General features: G+C 45.8%; 10 protein-coding genes and 1 pseudogene. 2 read left to right on the top strand and 9 right to left on the bottom strand.

All coding sequences use genetic code 11. The features are described from left to right. Positions 1-12 precede the first annotated feature (12 nt). From cydB to M3M37_RS06880, 7 genes are all read right to left on the bottom strand, one after another. The gene (gene cydB, locus M3M37_RS06910; RefSeq protein ID WP_252795071.1) at positions 13-1038 is read right to left on the bottom strand and encodes a cytochrome d ubiquinol oxidase subunit II; all 1026 of its coding nucleotides are present in this window, start codon (positions 1036-1038) and stop codon (positions 13-15) included. Beyond that, positions 1035-2474, bottom strand: coding sequence for a cytochrome ubiquinol oxidase subunit I (locus M3M37_RS06905; protein WP_252795070.1), 1440 nt, complete (start codon positions 2472-2474; stop codon positions 1035-1037). Before M3M37_RS06905 ends, cydB begins: the two co-directional genes overlap by 4 nt. Positions 2475-2491: 17 nt before the next feature. Then, entirely contained in the window at positions 2492-3667 is a 1176-nt protein-coding gene (locus M3M37_RS06900) for an NAD(P)/FAD-dependent oxidoreductase (protein ID WP_252795069.1), read from the bottom strand. Between the two features lie 235 nt (positions 3668-3902). After that, positions 3903-4544 carry an HD domain-containing protein gene (locus M3M37_RS06895; protein WP_252795068.1) on the bottom strand — a complete coding sequence of 214 codons (642 nt, stop codon included), beginning with the start codon at positions 4542-4544 and terminating at the stop codon, positions 3903-3905. Between the two features lie 12 nt (positions 4545-4556). Next, a complete protein-coding gene (locus M3M37_RS06890; RefSeq protein WP_252795067.1) occupies positions 4557-5192 on the bottom strand; it encodes an HD domain-containing protein in 636 nt (211 codons plus the stop codon). A gap of 112 nt (positions 5193-5304) precedes the next feature. Continuing rightward, complete coding sequence (locus M3M37_RS06885; RefSeq protein WP_252795066.1) at positions 5305-6297, bottom strand: AEC family transporter; 993 nt, start codon at positions 6295-6297, stop codon at positions 5305-5307. Positions 6298-6329: 32 nt separating this feature from the next. Then, on the bottom strand, positions 6330-7988 hold the full coding sequence (locus M3M37_RS06880) for a malolactic enzyme (protein ID WP_252795065.1): 1659 nt from the start codon (positions 7986-7988) through the stop codon (positions 6330-6332). 142 nt (positions 7989-8130) lie between these two features. Between M3M37_RS06880 and M3M37_RS06875 the strand changes: the two genes are divergently transcribed. Continuing rightward, a complete protein-coding gene (locus tag M3M37_RS06875; RefSeq protein WP_252795935.1) occupies positions 8131-9018 on the top strand; it encodes a LysR family transcriptional regulator in 888 nt (295 codons plus the stop codon). Positions 9019-9115: 97 nt separating this feature from the next. Next, positions 9116-10669, top strand: coding sequence for a multicopper oxidase family protein (locus tag M3M37_RS06870; protein WP_252795064.1), 1554 nt, complete (start codon positions 9116-9118; stop codon positions 10667-10669). Positions 10670-11202: 533 nt separating this feature from the next. On the opposite strand, the gene M3M37_RS06865 is transcribed toward M3M37_RS06870, so the two are convergent. Then, positions 11203-12990, bottom strand: coding sequence for an oligopeptide ABC transporter substrate-binding protein (locus tag M3M37_RS06865; protein ID WP_252795063.1), 1788 nt, complete (start codon positions 12988-12990; stop codon positions 11203-11205). An 88-nt stretch (positions 12991-13078) separates the two neighbouring features. After that, a pseudogene (locus M3M37_RS06860) lies at positions 13079-14020 on the bottom strand (ABC transporter permease). Positions 14021-14024 lie beyond the last annotated feature (4 nt).

The following is a 14024-nucleotide window of genomic DNA, read 5'->3' as shown; positions in this document are numbered from 1 at the left end:
CCTTACTGCGGTTTAATAACCGTCTTGGTCTTCTTGAACTTCTTGTAATGAGACCCGGTGCCACTGGGAGATGTAACTCCACGTAAAGTAGGCAATTACGATTGGCAAGAGGATGCACAAGACCACCGTCATCACTCCGAGCGTGTAACTAGTAGCCGAGGCAGACACAATGCTAATCGTGTGGGCCGAGTTTCTGGCAATCAAAACGTTTGGGAACAAGCCCACAAAGATTAAGGCCACGAGGGCTGCCAGAGTGACCGTGCTGGCAATGTAAGCCGACCATTCTCGATCCCGAATCGTGGCAAGGTGCCCCCACACGGTTGTAGCCACAATTACCACTAAGAAGAATAGCGTAGCAATTGGATGAGTCACAAAGAAATCCGTTTGAAAGTAGAGCGCAATTGCAAAGAGCACTTCCACAGGGTAAGCAGCCCAGTACATGTTTCCACACAAAGTGGCGGCGTGGTCCCGCATTAAGCCGGAAGTCCGTAACGTAGCGTAGTGCAGTCCTTGGTAGAGGCACAACGCCGTTAAGGCCACCCCACCGAGCAGTGACAATGGATTGACCACGTCAAGAAAGCTTGCAAAGATGTTACCCTGGGCATCAATCGGCACTGGTTGAATCATGGCCGTAAAGAGCATTCCAAACAGGAAGGCTGTACATAGACTTCCCCAGAAGTTTGTCCACATCCAAGCGTTCCGACCTTTTTTGGTTTCGGCGTTTTCGGCAAATTCAAACGAAACTCCCCGAAAAATCAGAGCAATTAACACCAAGAAGAGGAGCAGGTAGAAACCAGAGAAGAGGCTCGCATACCACATTGGCATCGAGGCAAACATTGATCCCCCAGCAGCAATCAGGAACACTTCATTTCCGTCCCAGTGGGGTCCAATTGTCCGTAGTAACTGTTGCCGTTCGTCATAGTTAAACGCTAAAAAGCGCGTTGCCATTCCGATTCCTAAGTCGGCTCCGTCCAGCACTAAGAAAGCGGCAAATAACAGCCCTACTACAAAGTACCATAGTAATTGTAAAAAACTCATTTGCTAAAGGCCTCCTTTGAGAACGGATCTTCTGTATCGTATTCAATTGTATCGTCGATGGCTTCTGGTCCCTTTTCCAAGTTCTTTTTGGCGTAGACAAACATGAATGCGCCCAAGAACGAGAAGAGAAAGAAGTACACAATAATCGTAAACAAGACCGCTGCGGCACTCGTACTTGGTGAAACGGCGTCCGCGATTGGGAGTAATCCGTACACAACCCAAGGGTTCCGCCCTAATTCGGTCACAATCCAACCACAGCTGTTAATCAAGAATGGTCCAAAGGTGGCAAGGGTCAATAACAGCAGTAACCACTTCTGTTTGACGATCGTATTTTTCCGTTTTCGTGAGAACCACAGTCCTAACAGGGAGAGCATTCCGAGCGCTCCCGCTCCGGCCACCATGATTCGGAAGGAGTAGAACAACGTGTTAACTGGTGGGTAGTAGTTCATGTTTTTCCCGAACTTCTTATCGTATTTCTTGTGCAGGTCTTTGTTCACCTGGTCCATCCCGGTGATGTTGCCACTTGGTTTATGGTAGGTTAACAAGTCCAACATATACGGAATTTCAATCCGATAGGAAGCCGTTTTTTCCTTAGTATTTGAAATTTGCACCACGCTCCAAGCCGCTGGACTTTTCACGTTTTTGTACTCCCCTTCAGCAGCCGCAAACTTCATGGGTTGATCCTTAGTTAAGTACAGCATCTGACCGTCTCCGGACACAAAGCCGCCGAGTAGACCAAACAGCCCGACAATCAGACCAAGGCGCATTGATTTCCGGAAGAAAGCTGGTGATTTCTTGCGAAAAAGCATCCAAGCAGATGCCCCAGCGACAATGAAACTGCCCGTTACGAAGGCCCCAAAGATAACGTGGGGGAATTCGTACCAGAGTTGTTGGTTCTTAATGATGGCAAAGAAATCTGTCATCACTGCGTGACCAGTTTTGGGGTCAATCTTGTACCCCACTGGGTTCTGCATAAAACTGTTGGCCGCTAAAATCCAAAGGGCGGATAAGGTTGAACCAATTACCACCAACCAAATCATTAACGAGTGCCAAATTGGTTTCATTTTATCCCAGGTAAACATCCAAATCCCTAGGAAGGTTGATTCCAGGAAAAAGGCCAGCAACGCTTCGATGGCTAACGGCGCCCCGAAGATATCTCCCATAAACCGGGAGTAGTTGGACCAGTTCATCCCAAACTGGAATTCTTGAATAATCCCAGTTACGACTCCCACGGCAAAGCTCAGCAAGAAAATCTTGCCCCAGAACTTGGTCATGGTGAGGTAAATCGGCTTCTTCTTAATGACGTACATCGTCTCCATGATTGCAACTAACAATCCTAGTCCAATGGACATCGGTACGAAGAAAAAGTGAAAAATCGTGGTCATGGCGAACTGGAACCGCGCCAATGAAACCACGCTCATGCCAATGTTGAACATCTTTCATCTCTCCTCAATTAACTTTGTAGCATCATTTTCAACCCAGATAGTTCGTAACTACTGCGTTTGAAAATGATGTTTTTAATGACAGCGGCAATGAAGCCGTTAATTTTAACGTTCAGGCCTAACATCGAAACGTCAGCAACCGCGTTGTGTGGTCCGAGCGAGCAGACCGTTCCTAATGAATGGTAGTTAAACGGTGCCACGGACTTACCGGCTAACTTATTTTCTAAGTTAGCGACCGCGTTACTAGCTTCATAAATCGAAATTTGCGCCGTCGTGGGATACATCTGTCCTGAAGTAGGATCCTTCACGGCTGAAACGTCTCCAATGAGGTACTGGTTCGGGTAAGCTTGTAAGCTCATGTCGTCATTGACGACGACCCGGTTACGATGTTGGTCGTATCCAGAAGCGGCAATAACGTCGCTCCCCTTCACTCCAGCGGTCCAGAAAATGTTGGCAGCTGGCAGGAATTGGTTATCCTGACCGTAGTAAACTCCATCATCCGTTACCTTATTGACGTTCGAGCCTAGAATGAAGTTAACGCCCTTCTTTTCCAAATACCGCTTTGCATATGTAGATTGCTTCTCGTTAAACATCCCTAAAAAGGCGGGAGCCACACAGGTAATCTTTAAATCATTCGGCTGAAAGCCGTATTTTTTGGCCCAGGTTGGCACCATATGTACTAATTCACCCAACAGTTCGATGCTGGTAAAACCACCACCGACGGTCAAAATGCTCAGGTACTTCGGATCTTTAGTTTGTGCGTATTTCGCTAAGGAATCCTGCAGCGCTTTGGCATCCCTGCTGGAATTTTCAATGTTACTGATTTGGAGCCCATCTGTATCTGCTCCCGGCGTGTTGAACGTTTCTGGTTCAAAGCCCAGCGCGTTAAACAGGTAGTCGTAACTAATGTCTCCGTGGTTAGTCAACGTCACCGTGTTGTGGTCCCCATTAATCACTTGAACTTCATCCTGAATGAACTTGATCTTGGGACTAATGATGTCTTCAATCCGGAACATAATTTTCTCGGGAGCAATGCTACCCGCTGCCACGCGATAGAGTTGTGTGGAATCGTAATGGTAAGGAGTCCGGTCGACCAAGGTGATTTCTAAGTCTTGCTTGCTTTTTGCTAATCGTTTACAAGCCCGGAGTCCGGCAAACCCAGCTCCAATCACTAATACTTTTTTCATTTGACTTGCCTCCTTCTATTGGCTAGTTCATCTAACTAGCAATCTTTTTTACCCATCTAATCTTACCACATTCTAAATCCAACGGAACGCTGAATTTACTAGGCTCAAGTCCATTGTAACACTTTGTCACTTTTAATTAAATCGGGGATTAATTGAAGCAATTATTCCCGTAGGATTCAGAATCAATCACAAAAAAGCTCCCACCTGCTAACGCAGATGAGAGTTTCATCATGACTTATTTTTCTCCCTGCCATTCAGCCAGGAATTGATCTAAAAATCGTTGGGTCGCCGCTAACCGTCGTTGCGCCAGCTGCTGCGCCGTCATGGTGTTTAACTGCTGCATCACCCGCTGGGTCCGCGCTTGGTAGTGATGAAAGGTGTCGGTAGGATGCCGATATGCACTTTTACTGGTCAACTCTGAAGCATCTGCATGCGCTTCATACAATGAAATCCCGTGGACCGCCCCATACGCAAACGTGCGGGCAATCGCCACCGGACCGATGGCGTCTAAACGATCCGCATCCTGCGCCAGTTGCCCGGCCGGATCCAGCTCATAGTGATGTTGCAAGTTAGTGGAAAACGATAAATGGGCAATGTCGTCCATGATTAACCGAATGGCTGCCGTTGAATAACCCCACTCTGCCAGTTTCGTGGCAATTTCTTGTCGTTTCTGTTTTGGATTAGTCGTCAGTTTTTCGTCCGGAACATCATGTAGATAGGCAATTGTCAGCGCCAACGTTGCATCCGCTGATTCCGTCAGTAACAGCGTTTGCGTCAGTTTAACCACCCGCTGAATGTGGGCAAAATCGTGCCCCGTGTGGTCAGACGCCAGTTGCGCTTGCACGTATTCCTTTACCAGTTGCAATCGTTCATCCATGGGTTGCTCCTTTTACAATTCCCACTCCCGCTTAAATTCCGTCACAAAGGATTGCATATAGCGCTTCCGTTCGTTTCCAATCCGCCGAGCGGTCGCCGTGTTCATTTGGTCCGGCAATTTAAACAATTTCTCGTAAAAATGATTAATCGTCGTTTCGGGCTGCCGGTAGTTTCCCTTCGTCAGGTTTTCGCGGGGTTGCACCTTGGGATCGTACATCGCATACCCGTGCACTGCTCCGTACGAAAAGGCCCGAGCAATGCCAATCGCCCCGATGGCATCCAGCCGGTCGGCATCCTGCACCAACTGTCCTTCGGGACTTAATTTCTGGTGCTGTTCCAGGTTCGCAGCAAACGACATGTGGTCAATGATGGCCAAAATGTGGTCCACTTCCTCTGGTTGGTAACCCACCTGCATCAGCTCGTTCACCACCTCTGCGCGGCGGGCGGCCGGATCATCAGTTAACTTATCATCAAAACAATCGTGTAAATATGCCGCTGTGAGAGCAATTTCGCCGTTAACCGGATTTTCGGCCAGCAACTGGCGGGTCAGATTGACCACTCGTTCAATGTGATCAAAACCATGCCCCGAACGGTCTCCCGTCATCATCTGTTGGGCAAAATCGGCAACTGCCGTTAGTCGTTCTGTCATTTTGCTTCCATCCGCCTTTCTCCATTATTCGTTTAATTCTGCCACAAACGGGCTGGAAACACAAAAAGAGGTCTGCTCCTGGCAGAACCCCTTTCGTAATTACATTTCTTGATTATAGGAAGGTAATGATTTCCATCAAAATTGGCACTACCACGACGAAGAGCACCGTACTGGTAACGACCACGTTGGTAGCGTAGTCGACGTCTCCATGGGCGTTTCCAACTAAGATTGGTAAGACTGCCAATCCCGGTGCGGCAGCTTGGATGACGAAGGTACTTAATTCTGGTCCTGGAACAGAAGCTCCCATCCCATTGAAAGTCATCAAGACCGCAATCATAATGGCAGGTGAGATTACGAACCGACCCACGAGGGCCAAAATCGAATCTCGGTCAAAGTGAATTGAGTTTAATCCGGCATCTGCCAGAATAATCCCAATGTAAATCAGTGACAATGGTGTTACTAAGCCACCAATCATCGTAAAGGTCTTTCCAAGCATTGGGAAAGCTGGTGGTTCTACGATGAAGGTAATGGGTAACCCCAGCACTAACCATATTAAGGCCACTAAGAATCCAATCAACGGTGCCGGCAGTAACTTCTTCCAATTAAACTTAGCCGAGCCACCATCTGACTTGGTCTTGGTCGGATCATCCGCAGAAATGAAGAAGATCCCAATTGCCCAAGTCGAAATTGTATTCATCAGGTAGTACAGCAGGAAGTATGGTAATCCTTTATCCCCGAACAGGGCCATGTTCAACGGCATCCCAATGAAGATGGTATTGGCGTTTACGAACATGTTGATAAAAGTTCCGCGCCGTCCCTTGCGAATCTTAAACAAGTAGGTCAACGCGATGGCGACCGCATATCCAATCACAAAACTGATAAAGACGTACAGCAAGCCGCTGGACAGACTAATCAGTTTATCCCGGTTTAAGTTGGTCACCACGGACATGAAAATAGAAACTGGTAATGCAATGTTCATAATAATGAACGAAATGTTGCCTTTGAAAGTGTCGCCTAATCGGCCTGATTTTCGTAACCAATAACCTAAGGCAATGACGAGGACGATTTCACCGACACTTGACAATGATGTTAAAAACGCTGTCATTGACGTTCAATCCTCCTAAGTTAAAAACAAATTTATTTAGTTGCTAAGTCAGTGAGATCGGTGTAAACCGGGTACCATTTTTCGTTTTCCACGGCTTCTTTGACATCACTGATTGTTTCTCTGGTAACGCCTTGATCCACAGCACTTTGGGCGACGGCATTGGCCACCGTTTGTGAGAACTTCGTGAGTTGATCCACTGGTGGTAAGATGGCTGCTCCCGGTTGTTTAGGATCCACGATTCCCCCTAAGGAGTGCGCAGCGGCACTGATCATGGCATCGTTTAACGTGGTAGCAGTAGCAGCGATAGCTCCTAAACCAATTCCAGGGTAAACCAAGGCATTGTTAGCTTGACCGATTTCGTAAGTAACGCCGTTGTATTCAACGGGAGCACTTGGAACTCCGGTAGCAACTAAAGCCCGTCCGTCGGTCCACTTAATCAAGTCTTCGGCCTTTGCTTCACACAACTTGGTTGGGTTCGAAATTGGTAGGATAATTGGACGATCCGTGTGGGCAGCCATTTCTTTCACAACGTCTTCCGTGAAAGCACCTGGGTTAGTAGAAGTCCCCACCATAATGGTTGGTTGAACGGCTTTTACAATTGAAAGTAAGTCCGTTAGATCTTCACTGTTATCAAATTCAGACCGGCTCCGAGCAAATTCCTTTTGAGCTGGAGTTAAATCAGGCATGTCGTCAAACAAGAGTCCTTGCTTATCCACCATGTAGAAGTGCTTCTTGGCTTCATCTTCAGACAAACCTTCTTGAACCATTTCTTCACAAACCCGTTGTGCAATTCCGGCACCAGCAGTCCCGGCTCCGTAACACAAGTAGGTTTGGTCCGTCATCTTTTCACCAGAGATGTTCAAAGCTCCAAGCACTCCAGCTAACACAATGATTCCCGTTCCTTGGATGTCATCGTTAAAGACCAAGAATTCATCCTTGTACTTGTCCAAGATGTTAGCAGCGTTAGAACGACCAAAGTCTTCAAAGTGCAGGTACAAGTTCGGGAATAAGTCTTCAGCTTCTTGGACGAAGTTATCCACAAAGTTGTAGTACTTGTCGGAGTAGTCCCGTTCTTGGTCTAGTCCCACGTACAACGGATCTTTCCGTAATTCATCACGAGTTGTTCCGGCATCTAAGACCACTGGCAGAACTTTCGCTGGATCAATTCCGGCCGCAGCTGTATATACCATTAACTTTCCAACGGGAATGTCGATTCCTTGGGTTGCCCAGTCACCAATTCCGAGAATTCCTTCCCCATCGGTCACCACTAATAATTCAATGTCGCGACCTTCAGCAGCATTCACTAAGCTTTGCCGAATCGTTTCCCGACTGTCATCATTGATAGATAAGAAAGCGGCATTTTGAGGGTTCACGTACATCCGGCTGTAGTTTTCAATCGAATCCGCGATGGTTGGATCATAAACAACAGGCATGAATTCACTCACGTGCTTAGCGAACGTGGCGTAGAATAACACCCGGTTTTCGTTGAAAATGCTCATTAAGTAAACGCGCTTTTCTAAGTCGTTACTCTTTTGTTGGTATTCAGCGTATACCCGTTCTACTTGTTTATCGAGAGTTTGGACGCGTGGTGGTAACATTCCTTCCAGGTTGAGGGCTTTTCGTTCTGCTTCCGTAAAGGCCGTTCCCTTGTTTAAGAAGGGGTTATTTACAATCTCTTGACTCTTTGTCATAAACTAAGACTCCTTTTTCCGTAGTATAATTAGGTAACATTTACTTTTCAGATTATTCATTGAACACGTCTATCTTAAAAGAGACGGAAAATGATAGTCAAACTCAGATTTTCCATAAATAGAATTTATATGAGGTGTTCCTATCAAACTCCAGGATTTACTCTACTTTAATAAACTCGTTGAACTAAAGAGCTACACGGCCGTTTCCACGTACTTTGGGGTTAGTCAACCCACCGTTTCAATTGCCATTCACCGGCTGGAAACCGAATTTAACGTGGAACTGATTAATCGGAATCAGGCCCACCATCACGTAAAGATCAATCAAGCGGGCCAAACTTTATATGAACACACCCAAAAAATTGCGGAACAGGTTGAAGCAATTAACCATGACTTAAACAACAACGGGCGCGGGCACATTAACTTTGGGATGCCCCCGATTATTGCCAACTACTACTTTCCTGAACTAGCCATCACCCTGCGAAAGGACGGTATCCTCGATAGTTTGGATAACATCGAAGGTGGGTCCGCCTCGTTGCTAGACCGACTGAAGCAAGGCAGTGTTGACGTCGCTCTCTTGGGATCAGCGGCACCCTTAGACAGTGCCACGATTGACGCTCAGGTGGTTGCTCGCAGTGAATTTAAGCTGATTGTGCCCCCGAACTCGCCGTTAGCCAAGCAGAAACAGATTCGGGTCCGAGACTTAGACCAGCAGGACGTGATTGAATTTTCGGACGGTTTCATTCACCAACAAATTTTCAATCAACTCCTTAGGGACCACAGTCTCCACGTTCACACCAGTTATAACACCAGTGACATCGAGCTTTTAAAGCAACTGGTCAGTCGGGGTGTCGGGGTTGCCATGCTAACGGACGAAGCCATCCGGGAAACCGATAACGTGGTCGCTCTACCCATTCAAGATGACGAACTACCTCCGTTTTACGTTTCCGTGGCCTACCGCAAAAGTCACGTACTCACGCCGAAGGAAAAGAACCTCATCAAGGTCCTCACGAAGCAGATTCAAAGCAAATAAGACTACCTTACTTTTTTCCTAAGATTTGCAAAAAAAGCTTTATCCAAATTGGAATTGTAGTAAACTAAAGATGAACCAAAAGAAAGGGTGGAAAACAATGGCAGAACAAGAACAACATCACGTTTATACTGACTACTTTTTCAACGAATCCGCTTATGATTATCATGATGGCGGCTACGTTCCGTTGGAAAAACACGATGCTCCTGAAAGCAAACTGAACATCCCAGAAGTCTTAAAACCAGACAAGGTGGATGGCAACGACGTTTGGTACACTGTCGAAGCACAAACGGGAGAAACCCAGATTTTACCTGGTGAAAAGACCAAGACTTGGGGTTACAACCAAAGTTTATTGGGGAAAACGATTATTTATGAAGATGGTAAGAACTACCACGTTACCTTAAAAAATAGTCTTCCCGAATTAACTACCTACCACTGGCACGGTTTAGACGTTCCCGGTCCTTACATTGACGGTGGTTGTCATGCCCCGGTTTACCCTGGTGAAGCCAAGGAAATCGAATTCCCAGTGCACCAACCAGCTGCTACCACGTGGTTGCATGCGCACCCATGTCCATTAACTGGTTGGGATGTTTGGCACGGTTTGGCTTGTGCCGTGGTCGTAAAAGACCAGCACGAAGCCACACTGCCATTGCCACGTAACTACGGTGTCGATGACATTCCGGTGATCTTACAAGACCGTCGTTTCGACGAACACAACCAATGGAACTACGACGATGACTACGATCCAGATGGAACTGAAGGACCAACGGCCTTAATCAACGGAACGGTAAATCCTTACTTTGACGTTACCACGCAAAAATTGCGGTTACGGTTCTTAGACGGTTCAAACCGGCGGGAATGGCGTTTACACCTGAGCGATGACATGGTGATGACCCAAATCGCTTCCGATGGTGGTTTACTGCCAGAACCCGTTTACCTAACCAAGTTAATGATGACCTGTGCCGAACGGACGGAAGTGGTCTTAGACTTTGGTAAGTACAAACCAGGCGACGAAGTGACCCTGTACTCCGACGATACGCCAATCTTGAAGTTCAAGATTCACGAATTCGCTAAGGACAACACGGAAATTCCTGACCACCTCGCTGACATGGACTACCCTGATCCTGACAAGGACTCATTAGTTCACCAAGTTGTGATGTCTGGAACTGACGAAGAAGTCGAATTCAACGGAAAGAAATTCGGTATGATGCGGATTGATGACCGGCAAGAACTCGGCAAGTCCGAATACTGGGACATCACAAACACCAACGATTGTTGTGGGGGAATGATTCACCCATACCACTCTCACGGTGGCCAATTCATGGTGGTTTCTCGAAACGGTGAAGCTCCATATCCAAACGAACGTGGTTACAAAGATACCATCGGGGTTAACGCCGGCGAAACGGTTCGGGTTAAGATGAAGTTTAACCACCCGGGAATCTTCATGTACCACTGCCACATCATCGAACACGAAGATGGTGGAATGATGGCGCAACTGCAGGTTTACACTAAGGATGATCCATACAAGAAGTACAAGTTGATGGACATGAAGACCTTGATGGATGCCCTGGCTGAAGAACGACACTGTCGTCCAGAAGACTTAAAAATCAAGAGTTTGGAATCCTACAAAAAGATGGGCATGGACATGTGCTAATTTAAACGTAAACTAAAAAGAGTCGTAACTGACGAAGGTCGGTTGCGGCTCTTTTGTTATACAAAAATTAATCCTCAAAATTCGTTAGTTCATGCAAAAAATCATACAGTGAAATGGCTAAAGTAACCAAAGCAATTGCAAAGGTCGTTAGCGAAATAATCTGTTTTTTGTTCATAAGTTTGCTCCTTTTAAAATGATGCTTTATTTAATTTGGATTGTGCTTGTTTCACACTCTTCCTGTATTCTAAACTTTTTCTAGTTTGTGCGGAAGGACGAATCACATCTAGCATCCGTTTAAACTCTGTTTTGGAATTAGTTTTAATTCTAATCGTCTGATTCAGATTATTTACAATCATAATTCTCCCTTCTTTCAGTCTAAATAAACCCAGTTTCTTTCTATTGATAGGCATCCTTTTGTAAGCTATAGAGATCAACATGAGATATAAGTTAGTTCGTTGCTTTCTAATACTAGCACCTCCTGGTTATAAAAAAACCCATAACGATTTCATCGTTATGGGTCCAAAAATTAGAAATTATTTGGTTTCAGTTTGCGTAAGTTGCAAGTTACTAAATGCGTTGTCACCATCAGCTGGTTTAACGCTGTAACCCTTAACCCGCTTGTTAACTGGTTGCCAGTCTAGAGAGAACGAAGCAGGAGCGTAAGCCGTTTCCTTGTTCATGTATTCTTGCCAGTCTTTAAATTGTTTAGCCCGGTACTTTTCGTTCCAAGCCTTGTCGTTGTTCATGTTACTCATCAGTTGCGTGTTTTCTTTCGATACAAAGTGACCCATGTTGAATGGTGCGCTTTTACCGTACAATCCAGTCGGAGTTGGTTCGGAACTAACACTAAAACCACCTCTCCAGACATCAATATCCTTGTTATCTGGTTTTTGTAGAGCTTCAAAGTAACTGTTTGTTTCCATTAACTTTCCAGTAGTAAACTTCACATTCAAGCCTAACTTACGCCATTGTTGAACGTAGTACTTACTAGTGGCGTTAGCTGATTCAGAACTGTTTGGTGCCGCAAAGTTAATTTCCAATGGTTTCCCATTTGGTTGAGTCCGCCACTTACCCTTCTTCTTGTAACCAGCTTGGTCTAACAGCTTTTCCGCCTTCGCTTGATCGTAAGTAAACCCTTTAGCATTCTTGTCGTAATACTTCTTAAATACTGGTGGAAGCAGGGTATTAGCTCGCCATGAAACTCCGTTCCCAAATTTCTTAGTAACTTCGTCTTGATCGATGGCGTACATCATGGCTTGCCGCAAGTTCTTGTTACTCATCTTCTTGTTCTTGTCAGTAACCTGCGTGTTCGTCTTGGTATCTAAGTGACCCAAGTTAAATCCAAAGTAGTAGTAACCTAGTTCTGGTGCACCAACCACCTTGTAATTACTCAACTTCGAAATCTTTGGATAATCAGCTGCAGCTTGAACTCCTTGAGTAAAGTCGTATTTCTTGGCTTTCAACGCAGAGGTCACGTTACTTGGAGAAACAATTTGGATATTAATGTGTTTGATGTGAGCCTTCTTGCCCCAGTAGTACTTGTTTGGACTCCAACTAGTCGATTCCCCTTCAACCACTTTGTCCAACTTGTAGGCACCGGTAAAGATTGGCGTTTTCCGGATTTTTTCCGACGATACCAAGTCAGGAATCTTAACGTCCTTCAAATATTCGTATGGTTCAACCGTTCCCCACATAAAGTCATTCCCAGCGTATTGCATGGCTGGGGTAACCCGATCAAAGTGAATCACAGTCTTCTTCCCTTTTTCACCATCTGGGAAAGTAATTCCTGAAATACCAGCAGCCTTTCCTTCGTGGTAGTCCTTCATTCCCTTAATGTTTTCAAAGTTTTCGGAATATTGTTGGGACTTCGTTTGGGGGTTAGCCAACACCTCGTAGGCGTATTCAACGTCTTTGGCCGTTACTGGCATTCCGTTAGACCACTTAGCATTATTCCGAAGCGTAACTGTGGCGGTATTGTTCTTCCGGTCTAAGCGCAGGTTGGCCAAACCACCGTCCTTAATCTTGTAATTATTGTCGGTGGCAAATAAGTTGTTTTGACCACCAGGTAAGAAAACATCCTGGTCGGTTTTAGCACTAATCAACAGTGGATCAGAAATCCCTGTAAATGGTGATGGTGAAACTTCCCCAATCTTCAAAGTTCCGTTATTAGCGGATTCACTTGCTTTCCCTGAAGCACTAAAAGTTTGTGGCAATTTTGGCGTTTTCGCCGTGGCACTGTCGCCTCCATTAGAACAGGCGGCCAGTGAAAGGGCAACTAAGGCTGCGCTTCCCCACATGGCAAGTTTGTATCGTTTCTTCATTTTCTGCTTTTCCTCCCTTAATTTTAGATGCTGTGAACCGCGTAACTGATGTGAAATTCGCAACCACCTCCCTCAATGATTAATTACTTTAGTTACTCCGCCGTTGGGAAGCATTGGCGGTCCGCCGTAATACTTGGCCCACGTAGCTAATGGCTAAACATAACAAAATAATTTCTAAGGCAGCTGGTAACCAAGTCCACCAATACTGCGTGATGTTGTTTGGATCGTTGGCGTTCGCGATTAACGTCCCCAGTGAAGGAGTGCCATCAGGAAGCCCGAACCCTAAGTAAGATAGTCCCGTTTCCACCCCGATGTTTTCCGCAAAGGATAACGTGGTATCAACGATGATTAAAGATGAAATGTTCGGTAAAATTTATCGGAACATAATCTTGAAATTACTGGTACCAGAGACCTTGGATGCAGCAACGTAATCCTTTTGCGACTCGGCTAACGTACTAGACCGAATCAACCGCGACGTTCCCATCCAGTAAAAGATGGATAGTAATAGGGTTAACGTAATCGCGTTGTAGTGTGGGATAATCGTAACCAACACGATGATTGTCATTAACATCGGGATAATCATCATGAAGTCATAAACCCGTTGCATGGTTAAATCAACGTAACCTCCGTAGTATCCAGAAACTAATCCATATACCACCCCAAAGGTGGAAGAAATGGCGGTTAGCCCAATCGCAATTAAGATTGAGTTCCGTGACCCTACAACCAGTTGCGACAGAATTGGTCGCCCAGAGGAGTCTCCCCCTAAAATATAGTTCGTAAATGGTTTCGCATAGTAGCCCATCAAATCCGTTTGCATGATTTGTGGAACGTTTATAAAGAAGGAACCAATTACCACTAATATGATAAAGGCCACGATAAAGATTGCCGAGGCCATCGCGACTTTATCTGCTTTGAATTCGTTGAACATTACCCGAATGGTACTGGGCGTAGCTTCATTTTCGGCTTCACTAGATAACTCTAGCAATTCGGCATCCGATAACTCATCGCGTCCGTTAAAATCATATGCCATCTTC

It is taken from the genome of Fructilactobacillus carniphilus (assembly GCF_024029675.1).
GTDB lineage: Bacteria > Bacillota > Bacilli > Lactobacillales > Lactobacillaceae > Fructilactobacillus > Fructilactobacillus carniphilus.
This window is presented reverse-complemented; position numbering and strand designations above follow the sequence as displayed.

Coding starts and splice junctions, on each gene's coding strand:
- M3M37_RS06885 (WP_252795066.1), bottom strand. CDS start 6,297: ATGACAGCGTTTTTAACATCATTGTCAAGTGTCGGTGAAATCGTCCTC.
- cydB (WP_252795071.1), bottom strand. CDS start 1,038: ATGAGTTTTTTACAATTACTATGGTACTTTGTAGTAGGGCTGTTATTT.
- M3M37_RS06895 (WP_252795068.1), bottom strand. CDS start 4,544: ATGGATGAACGATTGCAACTGGTAAAGGAATACGTGCAAGCGCAACTG.
- M3M37_RS06880 (WP_252795065.1), bottom strand. CDS start 7,988: ATGACAAAGAGTCAAGAGATTGTAAATAACCCCTTCTTAAACAAGGGA.
- M3M37_RS06890 (WP_252795067.1), bottom strand. CDS start 5,192: ATGACAGAACGACTAACGGCAGTTGCCGATTTTGCCCAACAGATGATG.
- M3M37_RS06870 (WP_252795064.1), top strand. CDS start 9,116: ATGGCAGAACAAGAACAACATCACGTTTATACTGACTACTTTTTCAAC.
- M3M37_RS06865 (WP_252795063.1), bottom strand. CDS start 12,990: ATGAAGAAACGATACAAACTTGCCATGTGGGGAAGCGCAGCCTTAGTT.
- M3M37_RS06900 (WP_252795069.1), bottom strand. CDS start 3,667: ATGAAAAAAGTATTAGTGATTGGAGCTGGGTTTGCCGGACTCCGGGCT.
- M3M37_RS06905 (WP_252795070.1), bottom strand. CDS start 2,474: ATGTTCAACATTGGCATGAGCGTGGTTTCATTGGCGCGGTTCCAGTTC.